The 21,075-nt window shown below is 44.9% G+C and carries 17 protein-coding genes; 11 read left to right on the plus strand and 6 right to left on the minus strand.

Annotation, left to right across the window (positions count from 1 at the left end; all coding sequences use genetic code 11):
• The 5 genes from cobT (at window position 1) to A3K86_RS05590 (ending at window position 4,909) form a co-directional block, all read left to right on the plus strand.
• On the plus strand, window positions 1–1,029 hold the full coding sequence (gene cobT, locus A3K86_RS05570) for a nicotinate-nucleotide--dimethylbenzimidazole phosphoribosyltransferase (RefSeq protein WP_068328864.1): 1,029 nt from the start codon (window positions 1–3) through the stop codon (window positions 1,027–1,029).
• A 92-nt stretch (window positions 1,030–1,121) separates the two neighbouring features.
• The gene (locus A3K86_RS05575) at window positions 1,122–1,919 is read left to right on the plus strand and encodes an adenosylcobinamide-GDP ribazoletransferase (RefSeq protein WP_068330243.1); all 798 of its coding nucleotides are present in this window, start codon (window positions 1,122–1,124) and stop codon (window positions 1,917–1,919) included.
• Window positions 1,920–2,003: 84 nt separating this feature from the next.
• A complete protein-coding gene (gene cobO / locus A3K86_RS05580) occupies window positions 2,004–2,606 on the plus strand; it encodes a cob(I)yrinic acid a,c-diamide adenosyltransferase (protein ID WP_068328868.1) in 603 nt (200 codons plus the stop codon).
• 230 nt (window positions 2,607–2,836) lie between these two features.
• Window positions 2,837–4,213 (plus strand): endonuclease/exonuclease/phosphatase family protein, encoded by a 1,377-nt coding sequence (locus A3K86_RS05585; RefSeq protein ID WP_068328871.1) that lies wholly within the window; start codon window positions 2,837–2,839, stop codon window positions 4,211–4,213.
• A 261-nt stretch (window positions 4,214–4,474) separates the two neighbouring features.
• A complete protein-coding gene (locus A3K86_RS05590) occupies window positions 4,475–4,909 on the plus strand; it encodes a phosphate-starvation-inducible protein PsiE (RefSeq protein ID WP_068328874.1) in 435 nt (144 codons plus the stop codon).
• Between the two features lie 111 nt (window positions 4,910–5,020).
• On the opposite strand, the gene A3K86_RS05595 is transcribed toward A3K86_RS05590, so the two are convergent.
• Window positions 5,021–6,346 (minus strand): anaerobic C4-dicarboxylate transporter, encoded by a 1,326-nt coding sequence (locus A3K86_RS05595; RefSeq protein ID WP_068328877.1) that lies wholly within the window; start codon window positions 6,344–6,346, stop codon window positions 5,021–5,023.
• A gap of 141 nt (window positions 6,347–6,487) precedes the next feature.
• Between A3K86_RS05595 and A3K86_RS05600 the strand changes: the two genes are divergently transcribed.
• Window positions 6,488–6,751 carry a hypothetical protein gene (locus A3K86_RS05600; protein WP_068328880.1) on the plus strand — a complete coding sequence of 88 codons (264 nt, stop codon included), beginning with the start codon at window positions 6,488–6,490 and terminating at the stop codon, window positions 6,749–6,751.
• Here the strand turns inward: A3K86_RS05600 and A3K86_RS05605 are convergent.
• On the minus strand, window positions 6,739–7,773 hold the full coding sequence (locus A3K86_RS05605; protein ID WP_068328882.1) for a metal-dependent hydrolase: 1,035 nt from the start codon (window positions 7,771–7,773) through the stop codon (window positions 6,739–6,741). The two genes, A3K86_RS05600 and A3K86_RS05605, sit on opposite strands and share 13 nt — an antisense overlap.
• Window positions 7,774–7,993: 220 nt before the next feature.
• On the opposite strand from A3K86_RS05605, the gene A3K86_RS05610 reads away from it, so the two are divergent.
• Window positions 7,994–8,446, plus strand: coding sequence for a CBS domain-containing protein (locus tag A3K86_RS05610; RefSeq protein WP_068328886.1), 453 nt, complete (start codon window positions 7,994–7,996; stop codon window positions 8,444–8,446).
• 89 nt (window positions 8,447–8,535) lie between these two features.
• Here A3K86_RS05610 and A3K86_RS05615 read toward each other — a convergent pair whose 3' ends face one another.
• The 3 genes from A3K86_RS05615 to apbC form a co-directional block, all read right to left on the minus strand.
• The gene (locus A3K86_RS05615; protein WP_068328889.1) at window positions 8,536–10,743 is read right to left on the minus strand and encodes an AsmA family protein; all 2,208 of its coding nucleotides are present in this window, start codon (window positions 10,741–10,743) and stop codon (window positions 8,536–8,538) included.
• 375 nt (window positions 10,744–11,118) lie between these two features.
• Entirely contained in the window at window positions 11,119–11,763 is a 645-nt protein-coding gene (gene udk / locus A3K86_RS05620) for a uridine kinase (RefSeq protein ID WP_068330245.1), read from the minus strand.
• A 194-nt stretch (window positions 11,764–11,957) separates the two neighbouring features.
• Window positions 11,958–13,052 (minus strand): iron-sulfur cluster carrier protein ApbC, encoded by a 1,095-nt coding sequence (gene apbC / locus A3K86_RS05625; protein ID WP_068328892.1) that lies wholly within the window; start codon window positions 13,050–13,052, stop codon window positions 11,958–11,960.
• A 273-nt stretch (window positions 13,053–13,325) separates the two neighbouring features.
• Between apbC and metG the strand changes: the two genes are divergently transcribed.
• From metG to A3K86_RS05645, 4 genes are all read left to right on the plus strand, one after another.
• Window positions 13,326–15,374: a methionine--tRNA ligase gene (gene metG / locus A3K86_RS05630; RefSeq protein ID WP_068328895.1), complete on the plus strand. Its 2,049-nt coding sequence runs from the start codon at window positions 13,326–13,328 to the stop codon at window positions 15,372–15,374.
• Window positions 15,375–15,913: 539 nt separating this feature from the next.
• Window positions 15,914–17,227: a dicarboxylate/amino acid:cation symporter gene (locus tag A3K86_RS05635; protein WP_068328897.1), complete on the plus strand. Its 1,314-nt coding sequence runs from the start codon at window positions 15,914–15,916 to the stop codon at window positions 17,225–17,227.
• A gap of 286 nt (window positions 17,228–17,513) precedes the next feature.
• A complete protein-coding gene (locus tag A3K86_RS05640) occupies window positions 17,514–18,356 on the plus strand; it encodes a hypothetical protein (protein ID WP_068328901.1) in 843 nt (280 codons plus the stop codon).
• Between the two features lie 70 nt (window positions 18,357–18,426).
• A complete protein-coding gene (locus A3K86_RS05645; protein WP_068328905.1) occupies window positions 18,427–19,593 on the plus strand; it encodes a DUF3103 family protein in 1,167 nt (388 codons plus the stop codon).
• Window positions 19,594–19,741: 148 nt separating this feature from the next.
• On the opposite strand, the gene serS is transcribed toward A3K86_RS05645, so the two are convergent.
• Entirely contained in the window at window positions 19,742–21,049 is a 1,308-nt protein-coding gene (serS, locus tag A3K86_RS05650) for a serine--tRNA ligase (RefSeq protein ID WP_068328908.1), read from the minus strand.
• Between the last annotated feature and the right edge of the window lie 26 nt (window positions 21,050–21,075).

Below are 21,075 nucleotides of genomic sequence, written 5' to 3' on the forward strand. Positions count from 1 at the left end.
ATGTTCTGTATCACCTCTCCTGATTTTTCATCCCGAAGCCAGATCCAAGACAAAATCAACAACAAAACAAAACCTTTGGGTTCGCTAGGTAAACTAGAGCAAGTTGCAGAGCAAATCGCGCAAATCCAACAACAAACACAACTCTCGATTAAGCAACCACATATGGTTGTCTTTGCCGCTGATCACGGTATTGCCAGCCACAACATCAGCATTGCTCCACAAGCCGTCACCCAGCAAATGGTGGCTAACTTTCTTCAAGGTGGTGCTGCTATCAACTGCTTTTGTCGCAGCAACGACATGGCAATGACAGTGGTTGATGCCGGGATCTTGGTTGAGCCCGATGATCATCCTATGCTGAAAAAACAACGTATTGCCGCTGGAACGCAAGATTTTAGTCAGCAAGCAGCAATGACGCATGAACAAGCTCAACAAGCCATGGCTTATGGGGCAGATATCGTCCACCAAATCCACCAGTCGGGCTGTAATACCATAGGCTTTGGTGAAATGGGGATTGGCAACACCAGTAGCGCAACAGCCATTATGGCAAGCTTACTTCACTTGCCATTGGATGAGTGTATTGGGCGAGGTACAGGTATCAGTGATGAGCAACTCAACACCAAAGCCGAGCTCATTGGGAAAGGTTTAGATATACACCAAGGTAAACTCGACACACCACTCGATATTCTGGCCAATGTAGGTGGGTTTGAAATCGCGCAAATGGTAGGCGCAATGCTACAAGCCGCTCAAAACCAAATGTTGATACTCGTAGACGGCTTTATCGCAACGGCTTCAGCATTCCTTGCCGTTCGTATGTACCCAGAGGCCAACCATTACTTTATTTACTGCCATTGCTCCCAAGAAGCAGGCCACCAACGTATGTTAAGCCAACTAGAAGCAACGCCATTACTGGACTTAGGCTTACGCCTTGGTGAGGGTACTGGCGCAGCACTTGCGCTACCACTGCTAAAAGCAGCATGTGCTTTTTATAATGACATGGCGAGCTTTGACCAAGCAGGAGTCACAGTGTGAGTACCACGCCAAACCCAATTGAGCAAAGCGGCTCAAGTCCAAACAGTCCAGAATACAGCAGCGCTGAGGTAAATAGCTCAGCGCAAGCACCAATTGCTGACGGTGAATGCTCGCCGCTTAAAAAGCAATGGCAAATATTCTTGGTCGCACTGGCGTTTTTTACCCGAATACCAATCCCTGCCAATACTCCCTACTCTAGCGAGCGTTTAAATCAAGCGAACCGTTATTTCGGGCTAGTTGGTTGTATCGTCGGAGCTTGTAGTGCCCTCGTCTACCTACTAGCTGCCAGCCTACTAACGCCACCTTTGGCAATTGGTCTAGCCATTGCCACCAGCCTATTACTAACAGGCGCTTTTCATGAAGATGGACTGGCGGATGTCTTTGATGGCTTCGGCGGTGGCTGGACAGTAGAGCAGAAGCTTTCAATCATGAAAGACTCACGCTTAGGCACCTATGGCGCAGCAGCATTGGTTGTTTGTATCGGCACAAAGTGGTTAGCTCTTAGCACGTTAGCAGAACATAGTGTGTGGCTCCCCGCTTTAGCACTGTTTAGTCTCCATGGCTTAAGCCGTGTTTGTGCTGCAAGCCTTATATTCTCTTACCCATATGTTAGGGCAGATCAAACCAGTAAAGTGAAACCACTGGCGAACCAGCAAACACAGTTAGACCTCTGGGTACTGATGCTCACGGCTTTAGTTTTATTAGCTTTATTTCCCTTAGCAACAGCGTGTAGCCTAGCGCTATGCCTTATTTTTGTGCGCTATGCTTGCGGTAAGTGGTTTAAGCGCCAACTGGGCGGATATACCGGTGATTGCCTCGGTGCCGCACAACAACTAAGTGAAGTCAGTGGTTACCTATTACTTGTTGCCCTTAGCGCAAGTAGCCTGTGATCATGACTCAAATCATGTTACGAATAAGAAAAACTCTCTCGTAAAATAAAACAATTAAAAGCTTAGGTTCTTAAGGAAGTATTCATGGCAGATCAACAAAAAACAGAGCGCTATAAAGCGCGCCAACAGAAAGTAAAAGAAAGTATCGACGCTAAAGTCGACGCAGCACAAATTGAAAAGGGCTTGTTCCTTATCATCACAGGAAACGGTAAAGGTAAGTCAACCTCCGGTTTTGGGACCATTGCCCGTGCAGTCGGTCATGGTCAACGTTGCGGTGTGGGTCAATTTATCAAAGGTACATGGGATTGCGGTGAACGAAATCTACTTGAGCAACACGGTGTCAACTTTGCTGTTATGGCGACAGGCTTTACATGGGAAACCCAAAACAAAGAAGCCGATACTCAAGCCGCGCAAAGCACGTGGGTAGAATGTAAGAAAATGCTTGCTGATGAACAATACGATGTGGTGCTGCTTGATGAAATGACCTACATGGTGAATTACGGCTATATTGAGCTAACAGAAGTTATTGAGGCTATCAATAACCGACCAGCATCGCAGTCGGTGATCATCACAGGACGTGCCGCTCACCGCGAATTAATTGAATTAGCTGACACCGTTTCGGAAGTTCGCAATGTTAAACATGCTTTTGAAAATGGCATTAAAGCGCGCAAAGGTGTCGACTGGTAAATATTCCCACCTTTCATTAACGACCTCCACTCAAGCCCACTCTCCTAAATTAATACTTTAAAAGCATAGCGTTAAATTAAACCTGTGCTTTTTTCACCATACTTGTGGTGTAAGATCGCACAACATAAAACCTAAACTTGATGCTGATCGCATTTTAGAGTCATTACTCGGCAATCGTTTGCGTATTTTTATAACCTTCATCACCCCTCTACTCAACAAGAATCATAATAATGTCCAAATCCTTTACGAAAAGTTTAATCGCCGCATCACTGGCTCTCACTGCACTTGCAGGTTGTAACAGTGCAGATCCAATCACCACTGTTGAAGAAGCTCGTTTCGCCACCTATAACCTGTCTTTTGATCGCAAGACATACGAAGGTCTTGTCAATGAAATGGGTCTGAGCCTTCAAGAACAATCTAGTCTTATTGCACGTTACAAAGCGAAAGATACTTCCCTAACAGACAAAGAAAAAGAAACAGCCAAGCACGTTATTCAAATTCGTAACGTCGCTGAAACCATCCAACGTGTTCGTCCAAATGCGTTTGTGCTTGCCGAGTTCAACAACGACGGTGAGGGCAAAGATATGGCTGCAATTAATGGTTTCCAAAATAACTACCTTGCACATAGCCAAAATGGTCAACAAGCTATCTTATTCAAATATAAAAAGAACTTCGCAACGAACACAGGTAAGGCAAGTGGATTTGACCTAGACCGTAACGGCAAAAAAACCGACACCCATAACGATGCATGGGGCTTTGGCGAATACCACGGCCAGTACGCATTCGCGATTTTCTCTCAATTTGAAATTGACGAGTCAAATGTACGCACTTTCCAAAACTTTAAATGGAAAGACATGCCAGGTGAGAAAAATATCCCAATTGTCGATTGTAAAAGCCCAAAAACAGGCAAAAATATCTGCCCGGCAGGCATGAAAGAGGGCGATGCGTGGTACTCAAAAGAAGCTTGGGAGCAAATACCATTATCTTCGAAGAACCACGTCGATGTACCACTATTCATTCCAACCGCAACAGGCAATCAAACTATTCACTTCCTAGTGTCGCACCCTGCTCCACCAGTTTTCAATAATGTTGCCAACCACAACTACGAGCACAATCGCGCTGAACTGAAATTTTGGAATGACTACATCAACAGCGAAACATACTTCTATGATGATAAAGGCAAGCGTGGTGGCCTAACTGCGGGATCTAAATTTGTCATTGCAGGTGACATGAATGCCGATGCCTTAAAAGGTGACGGTGATCGCCGCATGATTGCCGACTTGCTAAAGAGTCATTACGTTAACACCAGCGCGACCATTGGCGACAATACACCAACCAGTAAAGGCGGCCCTGAGTGTTTCGATCTTGGTCACTGCAAAGCTGCCAACAAAGACACGCTTTACCCTGAGGCGATCACTAGTGTGTCAGGCCTACGTCTTGATTACGTGATCCCATCAGCCAACATTACCGTCAAAAATTCAGGAGTATTCTTTCCTGCAAGTAACGAAGAAGGCTATCACCTAGTATTTGATAAAGAACTTGGGGCAAGCAAAGGCGTAACTTCAGACCATCGCATGGTGTGGGTTGACTTCGATTTAAGTAAATAAGTCACGTCAATGACGATTAAAGTCGCTTAATAGTTTCACTCAAAGCCCCTTCACCGGGGCTTTGTTATTCCTGTTGAAGATAGTTAAACCACCGCTCCCCTCATAATAATTTTTCAATCCCCAGCTGGTAACTATGCGTTTAGGCGATATTTTTCTTTGCATTTAGCATAAGCTTTCTATAATACCCGCCACAATAATAACAGCAGTGCCTTTGTATAAAGCGCTGATAACACTAAGCTACACGCGTATTTGGAGCAGCTAATGCCTTCACACTTACCTAAAGTTTTTACTTCCCGCTTCCTGAAAGTTTTCCATGTTTTAGAGGCTATTTTACTGGTCGCCATTACACTTGCGACCTTGCTAGCAATGGTTAACGAGTTTATTCATGTTTTTGTTGAGCAGAATATCCAGCTTACCGACATCTTACTGATGTTTATTTATCTGGAAGTGCTAGCAATGGTGCAGCAATTTGTTGCCAATGGGAAAATTCCTGTTCGCTACCCGATTTACATCGCGATTATGGCAATTGCGCGCTACATCACCTTAGGTATGAAAGAGTTAGATGGCATGTTTGTGGTGTGGCTATCGCTAGCTGCATTTATTCTTGCCGCAGCAACGCTGTTAATTCGTATTGGTCACCATTACTGGCCTTACGAGCAAGTCACAGACCCATCTAAGATCCAGCCTGAAGATTAATATTACAAACGCACTTCAAACAAAAAAACGGATACCCCAAAGGAGTATCCGTTTTTACTAACTGCCTAAATACAGTCTGATTCAATATTGCCTTGTAGGGCGGCTTCGCGGTTACACAACTACTTGTGCAATAGTGTAGCCAAAGGCACAAGCTGATATCACACCAATCAAACCAGGCACCATGAAACTGTGGTTGAAGTAGTACTTACCAATTTTGGTAGTACCCGTTACATCAAAGTTACAGGTTGCGATATCTGATGGGTAGTTTGGAATGAAGAAGTAACCATAAGTTGCTGGCATCAAACCAATCAATAGTGCTGGGTTTAGGCCCATCGCCATACCAACAGGTAGCATCATACGCGCTGTTGCTGCTTGGCTGTTAACCACAACAGATACAATGAATAGCGCTAGTGCGAATGTCCATGGGTAACCCTGAACCATTTCAGTAATACCTGATTTGAACGAAGGCATAGCATATTGGAAGTATGTATCACTCATCCAAGCGATACCGAAGATAGCGATTGCAGCAACCATCCCTGATTTGAATACAACCCCTTCTGGCACTTTCTGAACGTTAGTACGCGTTACCAACAAGATCAGACCACCGAATGCCAGCATCATCATTTGGATGATCAATGACATAGAGATTGGCTTAGTTGCATCACCAATCGTACGGATCTCAGGCACCATAGCAACGATAACAATCGAAACCAATGCTAGTACGAACAGTAGTACCGCGTGCTTAGCCGAAGCTGGTAGTTTCTCATCCAAAGACGTAGAAGTAGTATGTAGGATTTTTTCACGCCAAATTGGGTCTTCTAGGCGACGTTGGTACTCTGGATCATCCGCTAGCTCTTTACCACGGCGAAGGCTGTAGAGCGACAGTAGTACCGTACCCAAAAGTGTTGACGGTACAGTCACCATCAGAATTGTTAGTAAGTGGATACTTTCGTTGATACCAGACAACTGCGCAAGGTAGTAAACCACAGCCGCAGAAATTGGGCTGGCAGTGATTGCCAATTGTGATGCCACTGAAGACGCCGCCATTGGACGTTCAGGACGAATACCGTTTTTCAGTGCTACGTCACCAATGATAGGCATGATTGAGTACACAGCATGGCCGGTACCTAACATGAATGTCATGGTGTAAGTCACTAAAGGACCAAGAATGGTGACACGTTTTGGGTTACTACGCAGAATACGCTCTGCAACCTGCAACATGTACTTAAGGCCACCTGCGGCTTCTAGAATCGAAGCACAAGTTACCACGGCTAGAATAATTAACATTACTGTGATTGGTGGTGATGTCGGAGGCATACGGAAAATGAACACCTCAATGATCAGACCTAAGCCTGACACCACACCTAAGCCGATACCGCCAAAGCGGCTACCTGCGTATAACACCAGCAACAGGAATAAAAATTCCAAATACAACATGCTCGCTATCTCCCTATATCGATAATCGTTAGCTTCGAATTGAAGCCATTAATACTTTGTGGGTAGTGTGCCAGCACTATAACGCTAACTAATTGATAGAAATCAAAATGAGATTTTAAAAAAATATTATGCAGACGTTATGTGAGTGCAAGCTTAAAACAAGCTGCTAAAAACCCACAGGCGCTACATATTTTCACTGCTTTGTTTACCAGAAAGTTAACAAACAGCAACATTTATGGCGGTGATTTATATGTGCTGGGTAAACTACTGAACTATCAATATGCAGCAAAGAGGATAAAAAAAGGGCAAGAAGTATGCAACTCATACCTATCCCGCCCCTCTATTGAACTAATTGTTAATAGTAGCTTTACATCCTTTTTTACGCTTGCAGCTTACGATGTTTGATTTTTTGGACATTCCGCTTGATGACATAAATTTGCATCGATCGCCTGATTTCCTAACAAGCGTAACCACAAAGCTGGAACATGTTTGATCCTGACATTTGGCTGCTCAATAGTTGTCGGCAACATAAATTGCCAAGAGTTATCGGCCTGTTGCTGTGCAAAGCGGAAACCAAACGGCAAGTAATCCACCATGCCTAACCGTAAATCTGTCGCCGTCAACGTACCATCAATTTGCTGGTATTTTACAAAGTCATCGGTGAATGCCTCTAACATTTGCAGGTGATCCGGCTTATCAGCTAATGGCCACTCGCCGCGCTCTTTCGCTATAAAATCTATAGTTGGATTCTTATCAAGTAGCGAAGATAATCCTTCCCAGTATGTGTCTTCCCCCAACACCACCACTCGCCACAGCACCGTATTTAATGGCGTCGGTGCAATAAACACAGGTTTCCCTTCCAATTCGGTACCAACCAATTGCTGCTCAACCCTATTCTCAATCATTGATAACGCTGACACTGACCACGCTAAATACAACGAAGAAATCCCCAAGCCGATACCACACAACTTGGCGCCTTTACTGCGCCACAACAAGCTTGCAATCACCATAAGTAATAAAGGCACGGTATAAAGAGGGTCGATAATAAAGATACTCGACACTGCGATACTTGCAGACAGCGGCCACAGCAGCTGAGTGCCATAAGAAGTAAAAGAGTCGAGGATAGGATGAGTTAACAAACAAGCGGCAATCAACAGCCACAAATGCATGAAGGTAAACGATGTTGGCTTTATGCGTTGCCATGCTAACGCCAAGAGCCATGAAAATGGCAACAATACAAAAATAGAATGGCTAAAACCACGGTGTTTCACCATGTCTGAAACGGGATCACCATAATGAATGAACACATCCATATCAGGCAATGTCCCTAATGCAGCCCCTGCTAAAAGAACTTTGGGTGAACAATGCTTACCGGCTACGACACCCGCAACCGCAGCGCCTAACGCCGCCTGTGTAACTGAATCCAACGCTTTCTCCTTCAACCACTCGCTTATCGTCATCAGGCTCATTACCTTAAATGCACGTACCCACGAGTCTTCAATCCATCAACAACAGAATGATAACAAATATCATGCTCAAGCACCGAATTGTAATGAATCTTAAAAACACGCCTTGGATCGCAGCAGCTACCAATAGATTTCGTTAGCTTTGATCTGGCACATGATCATTTCACAAGGAACGATGCGAATGCCAACCAAAGTCTCTGAGTATATGACCCGCAAAGTAATCACCATTTCCCCGGAAACCGGACTCCGCGAAGCATTTTTCAAAATGCGTGATGAAGGGATCCGCCACCTACCCGTCGTAGACCAACAAAGCCAAGTCATCGGCATTGTGAGTGACCGCGAGTTACGGCGACCTGGATGGGTCGATGAAACACCAGAGATAGGCCACGACTACCACTTATCGGACGATCTCCATGTTGGCGATGTCATGATCACCGATGTTATCCATGTACGCACTTACGACACCCTGACCAAGGCTGTCGGTACTATGCTGGATCATAATATTGGCGCTGCACCTGTGATTGATAAAACCGGTGACTTAGTCGGTATGCTATCGAATGTCGACTTGCTCCGCGCATTCCAAGATTCGCTGGAGTCTCAGAAGCAGAGTAAAAAGAAAAAAGTCACGATATAACCGCGAACATCGCAGATAAAAACGCCCCCTAAAACGAAAAAAGCTTGCTCCGAAGAGCAAGCTTTTGTTTTACATCTATCTGCAAAAGATTAGTTAAACAAACCTTTTAAGAGCTTGTTGGCGGCATCTTTGACTTGGTCATCGTCTGCTTTATCGCCCAGTAGTTTTTTCAAACCACGTTCAACCTCACGCTCTGCTTTACGTTCTAGTTCCTTATTGCTATTTCGCTTAAGCAGCTCTTTTAAGTTCAAGGCGAACTTAGGCTCTGACCAGCTACCGTTAACATCAATCGGCACCGTCAGATCTTTCAGCTCATCAATGTCTTTACCACCTTGACCTTGAGAGGATTCCACTACCGATGTCATGATAGTGAAGTCAACCGCTTCTGAGACAAGGTTTGTACTACCTTCACCATCAATACGAAGCAGTGGGGACGCAAGGTGCAAATCATTAGTCGACAACACGCCTTTACCAAGCTTCATCGTAGATGTAAGCGATGAAAAGTCTGTCTTACGCTCTTCTTTGACATACTCGGCTTTTTTACCTTTCAATGTCGCGCGCGCTTCGCGGATCATTTCCGCTACGTTAACACCGTAAATCGCACCATCAGCAAAATTAATTTTTACTGTGCCAGCAATATTTTCTCGCATGCGCGCTTCCGCCAAACCTGTACCCGACAGATTAATATCAATGTTACCTGTACCTGCTAGGTTTTCGAATTGCGCAACATCGGTCAATAACGGTTTAACTTGTACGCCTTTGATGTGCTTTGTCACTGAGTAACGCGGCAATTTACCATTTGCATCAATCGTTGCTTTGACGTTAATAGTGCCGTCATACAACTTGGCATCAAAGCGCTTAAGGTTAAGCACACCTTTGTTTACAACAAGCTCAGTCATCACAGATGACACTTTGGCATTACCAGCTTTGAATTTATCAATCGCGACTTTACCCGCAACATCAAGTACTTTTAAAGCTGATAAATCAGGCTCTTTGTTTTTATCAACTTGAGCAGTGTTGGCTGAAGAAGCGCCGCTCCCATCAGTGCCTGTGCCTGCAGTACCTGTTGAATCACCTTCTTTCTTAACTTCAGCTTTCGCCGCTTTGTCTAACCCAAGGAAAGCATCTAAGTCGATATTATCACTGTGCACATCAAAGCGAATAACTGGGATTTCAGCAGCTTTAAACGAGGCATTACCGTCTAGCGCTATCTCATCGACTTGAGTCGTAAATGCTGAAAGCGTAGCAAGCCCTTTCGCCACGTCATAAGTCGCATCAGCGGTTAGGCCTATTTTCATTTCAGGACGAGGTAGTGCGTTGCCTTTTACATCGCTGTTTAAACTTAGCCCTTCAACCGAGGCTAAATTAAAGTCAGTGCTGAGTTTGAGGCGGGTTTCACCTTTAGCATCAAAGGCAAGATCAGGAATTTCACCTTTGGCACTGAACGTTAATGCCGACCAATCACCAACACGGAATTGGTCCATGGTCAGAGTAACAGATTCAATCTTGTTCACCTTATCAGCCGCCTGTGCATCTAAGGTCAAGGCTTTCAGCTCTGCACCATCTAACGTTGGCGCAATCATAAGTTCGGTGTCACCTTTGGCAGAGAAGTTCAACTCACCATTTTTACCACGAACATCAAAAGCCGCTGTTGTCCACTCACCTGGTGCAAAACGCGTTAGGCTAAAGTTCAGTTGCTCAACATCCGTCATCGCACCAGTTTTATCATCGCGGATAACAGCGCTCGCATTCACTAATTCCACACCGGCAAGACTAATTGTCCAGCCTGCCGCTGGTGACTCTTGGCTTGGTGTAGTTTCTGGTTCAGAAGGCGCAGATTCAGGCGTATTCGACTGCGGCTGTTGTTCTGCTGTATTTTCATCAGCACTGGTCGCTGCACTTGCCTGAGCACCAATACCATCGAGGTTACTCACCCCATCTTTACGCGTTTGAATAAACACGCGAGCATCATTTAAGCTGACATTGCCAATGTCTAACTGCTGTGAAAACAGCGGCATCACGGAAACTGACAGCTCAGCATTACTAAAGCGCACAAGATTTGGCTCAGCAAAACCTTGTGGATTACGAAACTCAGTTTCGCCAAGAGTAAAACCAATACTTGGGAAGAAACGCCAACCAATATCACCATTAATCACAAGCTCGCGACCAGTGTTTTTCTTTACTTGTTCGGCAATAAGGGGCTTAAATTGATTCGGGTCGACAAGTGCCAACAAGGCAGCGATACCGATGATAACCACCAGCACCAGACCCAATAAGATATACAGAAACTTTTTCATCGTGTCCTCTGTGTTTTCCGTCCACATTGATGGAGCAACAAGTTCAATAACGTCATGTGCTCACATCGATTCCGTGATACCAACTTGCAGAAATGTAGATATACATCCGCGTAAATTGATAGTTCGACAGCTAAAGCGAAAAATAGTTGTAACACCAACAGAAATGAGTACGAATTCAAGTAATTGCGAAAGAAAAACCACCGTTTAATTGATGATTTTCATCAGCCAATTAATCACATACCGATACTGATTGGCATTACTGTGGGAGCTATTATGTTGAAGAATACTACTAATTCTCGCCTAAACAAGGATTAGTAAAAAATAAGGCTGGCATAATGCCAGCCTTATCAAAGCTTTGGTTACCACTAAAGGCGATTACGCTTTCAGTAGTTTCGCGATGTGCGCTTTCAATACATCAATTGCGATACGGTTCTTACCGCCACGAGGTACGATAATATCTGCGTATTGCTTAGACGGCTCAATAAACTGCATGAACATAGGGCGTACCGTCTTTTGGTATTGCTCAAGCACAGATTCCATAGTACGACCACGTTCTGCTACGTCACGTTGAAGACGACGAAGAAGACAGATATCAAGTGGTGTATCCATGAATACGCTTGCGTGCATTAGGTCACGTAGGCGCGGATCTGTTAGTAGCAAGATACCTTCCAGAATGATCACTTTCTTAGGTGTCATTGTGGTAGTTTCTTCCATACGAGTGTGTTCGCTGTAGCTGTACTGAGGTACTTCTACGGCTTCACCCTTCATTAACTGCTTTAGGTGTTCGCCTAGCAAATCATGATCCAACGCGCTTGGGTGGTCATAATTTGTTTTAACCCGCTCATCCATGGTTAGGTGGCTTTGATCGTTGTAGTAACAATCTTCCGTAATAACACCGATCTGATGATCGCCGACTTTTTCTTTTAGTTCTTTATAAACGGTACTGGCAATCAAACTTTTACCGGACGCAGACGCGCCTGCGATACCGATAATGACGCATTGGTGTGAATTTTCAGACATATCAGAATGCACCTGTAACAACTTGGCGAGGTTAAATTTTTCCATTCACCCCATGAGTATTTCACTCAACTTAGGGGGAATTAAACCGCCTGATTATAGGCAGTTGAGCCGCTAGATGCCAGTAGAAATACGGCACCCAGCGAAGTTGAACTCAGTTATGAGTTAATTTTATGCGATTTTCGTAACGCAAAGGTTTACATTGTGCGAATAGTAATCTGCTCAACGACTGGCGTACCTTGCCAATAAAGTCGACTGGCAACTTCTCCCGCTAATTGAATGTAAGTGGCTGCGTGTTCAGACTCAGGATCTGCCGCCACTGTCGGCTTACCACGGTCAATATCTTCGCGAATTTTAATGTGTAGTGGCAATTGTGCTAACAGCGGAATCGCATGTTCAGCGGCCATTTTTTCAGCCCCACCACTACCAAAAATAGGCTCGTGATGACCACAATTACTACAAATGTGGTAACTCATGTTTTCCACCACACCAAGCACAGGCACATCAACCTTCTCAAACATATTCACGCCTTTTATGGCATCGGCTAATGCAAGGTCTTGAGGTGTTGTCACCACAACAGCGGCTGTCACCGGAATTTGCTGCGCAAGGGTTAGTTGGATATCACCAGTACCCGGTGGCATGTCGATCACCAAGTAATCCAGATCTGGCCACCATGTTTCACTGATGATCTGCTGAAGCGCTTTCGATGCCATTGGTCCACGCCAAATCGTCGCGCTTTCAGCTGGCACTAAATACCCCACAGAGTTGGTATAGAGACCACAAGACTCAATCGGCATCATCATTTTGCCATCTGGCGATTGTGGTTTTTCATCAACCGTACCCAGCATCATTGGCACCGATGGGCCATAGATATCCGCATCAAGCAGCCCAACCTTGGCACCTTGCGCTTGTAAACCTAACGCCAAATTCACCGAAGTGGTCGACTTACCCACCCCACCTTTGGCTGAGCTGACGACAATAATGTTCTTGACCCCTTTCAATGGGGTTTTGTCACCGGTTGCTAATGGCGCAATGTGGCTCGTTACAGTAAAAGCAACATTTGCTGCAACATGGTGTAGTTGTTGCTGGGTGATAATCCAATGTTGCAGTAGCTCCACCACAGAAGCGGAAGCAAAAGGTAAGGTAATGGTGACCCCGCCTTCAGCGGAAACCGAAATAATATTAGGCGTATCGGCCCACTCTTGTGGTAGCCAAGGATGCTCAAAATGATTCAACCAGCGACAAATATCCGCGACGTTTTCAAACGGCATTGCTGCCTCATTCCCCGTCATAATTTACAACTCCATCATTTATATACCCACGGCGCTGATCAGAGTCAGAATGAGAAAACAGCACCTAATTAGTGGGCACGCATTGTTGTTTTTGTATCCAATTAATTCGTTGTTATGAATAGGACTATTGGACACGTTTAATGATCCTATCACCAAAGGTCAGATATCGCTGCTTTTTAACGTGAATATCCTCACAACGCCTAGGCAATACGTCCACCATCAGTTACTATTTACAGTCAATATTTTTACCCATCATGAGCGAAATAAGTAATTATGGCTGCAAATCCAAGAAAAATTCTGGTGACCTGCGCCCTACCGTACGCTAACGGTTCGATCCACTTAGGCCACATGCTTGAGCATGTCCAAGCGGATATCTGGGTGCGCTACCAACGCCTTCGCGGCAACGAAGTTCATTTCATCTGTGCAGACGACGCACACGGCACTCCGATTATGCTTAAGGCCCAGCAGATGGGTATGGAGCCTGAGCAAATGATTGCGGAAGTGAGCAAAGAGCACCAAACTGACTTTGCTGGCTTCGATATCAGCTTTGATAACTACCACAGCACTCACTCTGATGAGAACCGTGAACTAGCATCATTTGTTTACACTCAACTAAAAGAGAAAGGCTTCATTACTAGCCGCACTATTTCTCAGCTATTCGACCCTGAAAAAGAAATGTTCCTACCAGACCGTTTCGTTAAGGGTACGTGTCCTAAGTGTAAGACCGACGACCAGTACGGCGACAACTGTGACAACTGTGGTGAAACCTACAGCCCAACAGATCTGATCAACCCGAAATCTGCTGTTTCTGGTGCGACACCAGTAATGAAAGACTCTGAGCACTTCTTCTTCGACCTGCCACAATTTGAAGGCATGTTGAAAGAGTGGACTAAGTCTGGTGCGCTTCAAGACGAAACTGCGAACAAAATGCAAGAGTGGTTCGAGTCTGGTCTACAACAGTGGGATATTTCTCGCGATGCACCATACTTCGGTTTTGAAATCCCAGGCGAAACTGGCAAATACTTCTACGTATGGCTAGACGCACCTATCGGTTACATGGGCTCATTCAAAAACCTATGTGACAAGCGTGACGACCTAGACTTCGACGAGTTCTGGAAAAAAGACAGCACCACAGAGCTTTACCACTTCATCGGTAAAGACATCGTTTACTTCCACAGCCTATTCTGGCCTGCAATGCTAGATGGCGCTGATCTACGTAAGCCAAACAATGTATTTGTACACGGCTACGTAACTGTTAACGGTGCGAAGATGTCTAAGTCTAAAGGTACCTTTATTAAAGCAGGTACTTACCTACAGCACCTAGACCCAGAATGCCTACGTTACTACTACGCGGCGAAATTAAACAGCCGTATCGATGACCTAGACCTTAACCTTGAAGACTTCACACAACGTGTAAACAGCGATGTTGTGAACAAGATTGTTAACCTAGCATCACGTAACGCTGGTTTCATCGCTAAGCGCTTTGAAGGCAAGCTATCGGCTAACTTCGCAGAGCCTGAGCTATACGCAGAGTTTGTTGGCGCAGCAGATCGCATTGCAGAGCTATTCGAAACACGTGAATACAGCCGCGCAATTCGCGAAATCACGGCACTAGCCGACAAAGCTAACCAATACGTTGATGAAAAAGCACCTTGGGTTGTTGCTAAGCAAGAAGGTAAAGACCAAGAGCTACAAGAAATCTGTTCAGTAGGTATCAACCTATTCCGCGTGCTAATGACATACCTGAAACCAGTTATGCCTAACCTAGCAGAGCGTACAGAAGGCTTCTTGAACGAAACGCTAACTTGGGAAGGTATTGCACAACCGCTTACTGACCACGAAGTAACTAAGTTCAAAGCCCTGTTCAACCGTATCGACCCTAAACACGTTGAAGCTATGGTTGAAACGTCTAAAGCTGATGCCGCAGCTGAAATGGCAGCAAAAGAGCAAGCAGAAGCTGCTACGAAAGGCCCTCTAGATGAAGAGCCAATCGAAGCTGAAATCGAGTTTGACGACTTTGCTAAAGTGGATATGCGTATCGCTAAGATTGTTTCTTGTGAAGAAGTACCAAAAGCAAACAAACTGCTGAAGTTCCAGCTGGACATCGGTGGTGAGATGCGTCAGGTATTCTCAGGCATCAAATCTGCGTACACACCTGAAGAGCTAATTGGTAAGCACACTGTAATGGTTGCTAACCTTAAGCCGCGTAAGATGAAGTTTGGCATGTCTGAAGGCATGATCCTAGCTGCAGGCCCTGGCGGTAAAGATCTATGGATCCTTGAGCCACACGAAGGTGCCCAGCCTGGTATGCGTGTGATGTAATCATCGCGCCACAAACGAAAAAAGGAGCTTCGGCTCCTTTTTTATTACCTGCCGTATCAAAACCATTATTTACAATTAGTTACAAGCATAAAAATAAAGAATTATTCACTTCCTCTTTCTGTATTTTTTGCCTGCACCATTGCCTTTCAAAACGCAGCCATCGTAACAGATACTCAACAAATCACCTATCAGCTAAGGCTTTCTATACTTAAATACGACTTTATAGTCACTAATCAGGTAATTATGGGTTGTTAAAAGCATTTTCTATATATATCCCAACACTGCCTTCCCAGAGGACAATACACTGTACTTTTGCCGCCAAATAACCGCAAACTTCAAATAAATCAGCCTAAAAAGTTAAAATACAGTTAAACTTATTGTTTTCCGCACATCATTCTGGCTCAAAAAGTGTGATCCAAAACAGAAGTTTTCACTCTGAAGACGATTTTACTTCGCTTTAACACCCTGAGTGCTGCTAACCTCCTTGCCGCTTAGAAAAATGATTTTTCTAATGAATAATTATAAGGAGTATTCCAATAATGAATACAGATAAGAAGAAATTATCCCTAACCAGCCGCGTTATCCTCGGCATGGTATTGGGCATAATGACTGGTTTTATCATTCGCTCTCTTTTTGCAGACACCTCTTTTGTCCATGAGTATCTTGTCAATGGACTGTTCGACGTGGGTGGTAAAATTTTCATCGCCAGCTTGAAGATGCTGGTAGTGCCATTAGTTTTCGTATCACTGGTATGTGGTACTAGCTCACTTAAAGATATCAGCACACTAGGTCGCCTTGGTGGCAAGACTGTAGTGCTATACATGGCAACCACTGCTATTGCGATCACCCTAGCCCTAACCATGGGTAATATTTTCCAACCGGGTGCCGGTGCCGATCTAACAGCAGCAACAACCTTCGCCGCCAAAGAAGCGCCATCATTGGGTGATGTTATTGTTGGCATGTTCCCAACAAACCCAATCAACTCAATGGCTGAAGGTAACACGCTACAAATTATCGTATTTGCGATCCTATTTGGTGTGGCTATCAGTGCTGCGGGTAAAGCAGGTGAACGCGTAGCCGCAGTATTCTCTGATCTAAACGAAGTGATCATGAAACTGGTGGCTTTGCTAATGAACATTGCACCGTTTGGTGTGTTCTTCCTGATGGCAAAACTGTTCACCAGCCTTGGTCTAGATGCGATCTTTAACTTGTTCGAGTACTTCTTAGTACTAACAGCAACGCTCTTGATCCACGGTTTCGTGACTTACAGCGTGATGCTGAAATCCTTCACCGGCCTTAGCCCAAAAACCTTCTTGAAGAAAATGGAAGATGCGATCATGTTCGCATTCTCAACCGCTTCTTCAAACGCAACCATTCCAGTTACCATGGAGACGGCAACCAAGCGTTTAGGTGTGAACAACAAAGTCGCGTCTTTCACCGTACCACTAGGTGCAACCATCAACATGGATGGCACCGCAATCATGCAAGGTGTTGCGACGGTATTTATCGCCCAAGCGTTTAATATCGACCTGACCATGAGTGACTATCTAGCAGTGATCATGACAGCGACCCTAGCCTCTGTTGGTACAGCAGGTGTTCCAGGCGTCGGTCTCATCATGCTGGCGATGGTACTGAACCAAGTAGGCCTACCGGTAGAAGGTATTGCACTTATCATGGGTGTTGACCGCCTACTTGATATGATCCGTACTGCCGTGAACATCACTGGTGATAGCGCAGTAACATGTGTGGTAGCTAAATCTGAAAACGAGCTAGACATCGAGCGCTTCAACGATCCTGCTGCGGGTGCTAAAGATGAAGAAGTGAGCTTTCATACGCAAGCGCAAACAAGCTAAGCACATAATCTAAAAGCAAGCTCTACGGCCCTGATAGTCATAACGGTTATCAGGGCTGTTACTTTTTCGGCAGCTCGCTTTTAAGCTCTCATCGCACCAATAACAACCAGAAGCTGCCTCACCTTGGTGCACTCACCCCACTCCATTTATTCCACCAACACCCACGCCAAGTAAAATCAAATACTTAAAATAAAAGTCGCCCCGTAAATTTAGGCGTAATTCTTGCGATAGTCACTATCAGCTGAACTTTACTCAGCTCGAACAAGGTTGATGTGGAGGAAGATGTATGTGGTTACTACTATTACTCGCCGTGATTATCGGCTTCATTGGTTATGCCTTTGTGCGCCAACGTAAGAGTCAGCATTATCTTCAACAGCGTTTCAACCAAGTTATCGGTCTGCGCCAATTAATCGATCTCTTTCGCTTTCACCGCCGTCGCACTCACCAAGCACTGCTTCGCCCAAGCGAAGACAATGCCCGCCCCTTGGCTGAATCTCAAGCCATTGCCAATATGGTCAAAACACTGCTCAATCAAGCTGACCGCCACCATAAACCCATGTACCGCATTCTTAATCAACGTAGTGATCTGCTGCTTCGTGAATGGCGCCATTACAGCATTCAGCGTAACCAAGTTGTACACGGTAAGATGATTCGTCACGTACTGTATTTGATCGACGACACCATCACTCAAAGCTTACTCAACAACGATAAAGCCTCGCAGTTTCAACATTACCAAACCATCTGGCCCATTATTCTTAATGCACTAGATACATTAAGCCGCTACCGCTATACGATTGAAAATAGCCAACTTGGAAGCTCTGCCAGCTATCGTGAATTAGATAACCATGCCAGCACCTTCTACCGCCGTCTTGAGCAAATAAACTTACAGCTAAAGCAACCCGCGCCTGCTCTATGTATAGATACGCTCCGTCAGCAGCTTGCTGTGGTGCCTGATGACCAAGATGGCATCATCAAATATAAGCAGCAGCTATACCAGTATTCCCTCACGCTATCAGACACCCTTTACTTATTGTTCGATCACGTCCTACAAGACATAGCTGATGAATTAAAAATTCATTTACCCGAAGCAACATCACAAAAAAGCGCTAGTAGTCACATTACCACGTGACAGCGCTTAAGTTATTGATATTTATAGCCGCTTAAAATAAGAGTACATTTCCTCTTCTATAGGAGCATTCATGAAGTACCTTCAAATAAGCGGCTTAGTACTCGCACTTTGCCTTGGCGTTACTGGCTGCCAAGAACAAAGCAAGCAAACCCAAGCGACCCCAACACCAGATGCTGGCAAACTGAGTCTTGAAGCGCAAAATCAGCGCCAGATTGCCCAACAGCTAGGTGAAAACTATGCCCAAATTGCCAGCCAATTAAAGCAGAACATCAATGTTGAAAGTAATGGTGTACCACTTAATAAACTAGTGAACATCATCAACCTGCCAGCACTCACAGCACAAGCAGCTGACACTGAGAAAATGGTGATTGCTAAGCATGGACTGAACCAACAACCTGAAAACCTACTAACGGTATCACTGGCTAACCCAGCAATGTTGCCGGGCGTCGAAGCGGGTCAGCAGCCTTTATTTACTTATCAGCAAGACAACGTCAAAGCTGGCGACAGTATCGATATGTTCGATAGTCATGGTGAATTGGTTATTGGTTCTGCAGATGTCATGCCTAACCAACCTGTATTTATCGTGGGTGTTGATGAGCAAAAAGCGATGCGTGCAGGTCTTGCAACCATGCAGTCTGTATTCAATGCCAATGATGCGGTAACACTGGATAACTTACCAAAACTAGCTAGCGCACCTAAGTTAAGTGAAGAGTTCTTATCAACCACAGTTTTAAAAAAAATCAGTGTTAAAGATGATCAAGAACCTTGGATCTCTGGTAAAGCAGAAATTTATGCCCTTGTTAGTGGTGTTGATCCTAGCCGTGATGAACCAACCCTTGATGTAGTAGAAATGCCTTACTTGGATTACCAAGACCAAGTGTACTACCCAAACCAAATCATGGTGTACTGGGCACGTTACCGTTGGGGAGCTGCAAACATCATTTTGATGGAGCATGATACAAACACCAACTACCGTGAGTTAGCAGAAGTCATCATTAAAACGGCGACAACAGTCATTGCAAGCCAAATTGATGGCGGTGCGGCAAGCTTACCTATCGTGAACAAGTTGGTGGATGCGATCTTAAAAGCAATCCCTGATGAGACCTTTACCAACAATGACGATATGGTCGACTTCTACTACACCATCATGCAAACCGACGAGTTAATCGATCAACCAGGTGCAAGTAACAATGCCACCATTACGCTTGAACCTCGCGAGATCCCATTAACCAAGTAATACTGTAAAGGATGCCAATCAGAGTATGGTGACGTTTCATCACTGATTCTGATTGGTTATCAAGCTTTAACCTAGTTACTAGGTATAAAATACAGGCATAAAAAAACCCAGCTTAACAGCTGGGTTTTTATTATTTATCGATTCGCACTTAACCGATGTGAGTCGCGCCACCCATGTACTTACGAAGTACTTCAGGGATCATCACACGACCATCAGCTTCTTGGTTGTTCTCAAGAATCGCAACCATAGTACGACCTACAGCAAGACCAGAACCGTTTAGCGTGTGAACAAGCTCAGGCTTCTTCTCACCTTTACGACGGAAACGAGCCTGCATACGACGCGCTTGGAAATCCCACATGTTAGAACATGAAGAAATTTCACGGTAAGTTTCTTGAGCTGGAACCCATACTTCTAGATCGTAAGTTTTCGCAGCGCCGAAGCCCATATCGCCTGTACATAGCACAACTTTACGGTATGGAAGTTCTAGTAGTTGAAGTACTTTCTCAGCGTGACCTGTTAGCTCTTCCAGTGCATTCATTGAATCTTCTGGTTTAGTGATTTGTACTAGCTCAACTTTGTCGAATTGGTGCATACGGATCAGACCACGAGTGTCACGACCGTAAGAACCTGCTTCTGAACGGAAACAAGGTGTGTGCGCTGTCATCTTAAGAGGCAGATCTGCTTCGTCAGAGATGGTGTCACGAACCATGTTAGTTACTGGTACTTCTGCCGTAGGGATCAAAGATAGACGACGAGGTTCTTCGTCATTGACTTTCTCTTCTAGCGGCTCAGTGTGGAAAAGGTCTTTACCAAACTTAGGAAGCTGACCAGTACCGTATAGGCTGTCTGCGTTCACTAGGTACGGCACGTACATTTCGGTGTAACCGTGCTCGTCTGTGTGAAGGTCTAGCATAAACTGTGCGATTGCACGGTGTAGGCGAGCAAATTGACCTTTCATCACGATGAAGCGTGCGCCAGTGATTTTCACTGCGCTTGCAAAATCAAGACCGCCGCCCATTTCACCTAGGTCAACGTGATCTTTTACTTCAAAGTCGTAAGACTTAGGTTGACCCCAACGTGAAATTTCAACGTTTTCACTTTCGTCTTTACCTGCTGGTACAGAATCATCAGGTACGTTAGGCACAGAAAGGGTGATGTCTTGAAGTTCGTTCTGCAGTTCAGCTAACGCTTTTTTAGCTTCATCCAGTTCACCGCCAAGGTTAGCTACTTCTGCTAGAATCTTTTCAGCTTCTTCGTGATCGCCTTTAGCTTTAGCTTGACCAATCGACTTCGATCGCGAGTTACGCTGAGCTTGAAGCTCTTCTGTTTTTACCTGAAGGGACTTACGTTGCTCTTCTAGGTTGCGTAATTTTTCTACGTCTAGCGTGAAGCCACGACGCGCGAGTTTTGCAGCTGTTTCATCCAGCTCAGTCCGAAGTAATTTAGAATCTAGCATGCTAATCCTATGCTCTTTATATTCTG

Origin of the sequence: Photobacterium jeanii (assembly GCF_001650345.1) — a bacterium.
Lineage (GTDB): Bacteria > Pseudomonadota > Gammaproteobacteria > Enterobacterales > Vibrionaceae > Photobacterium > Photobacterium jeanii.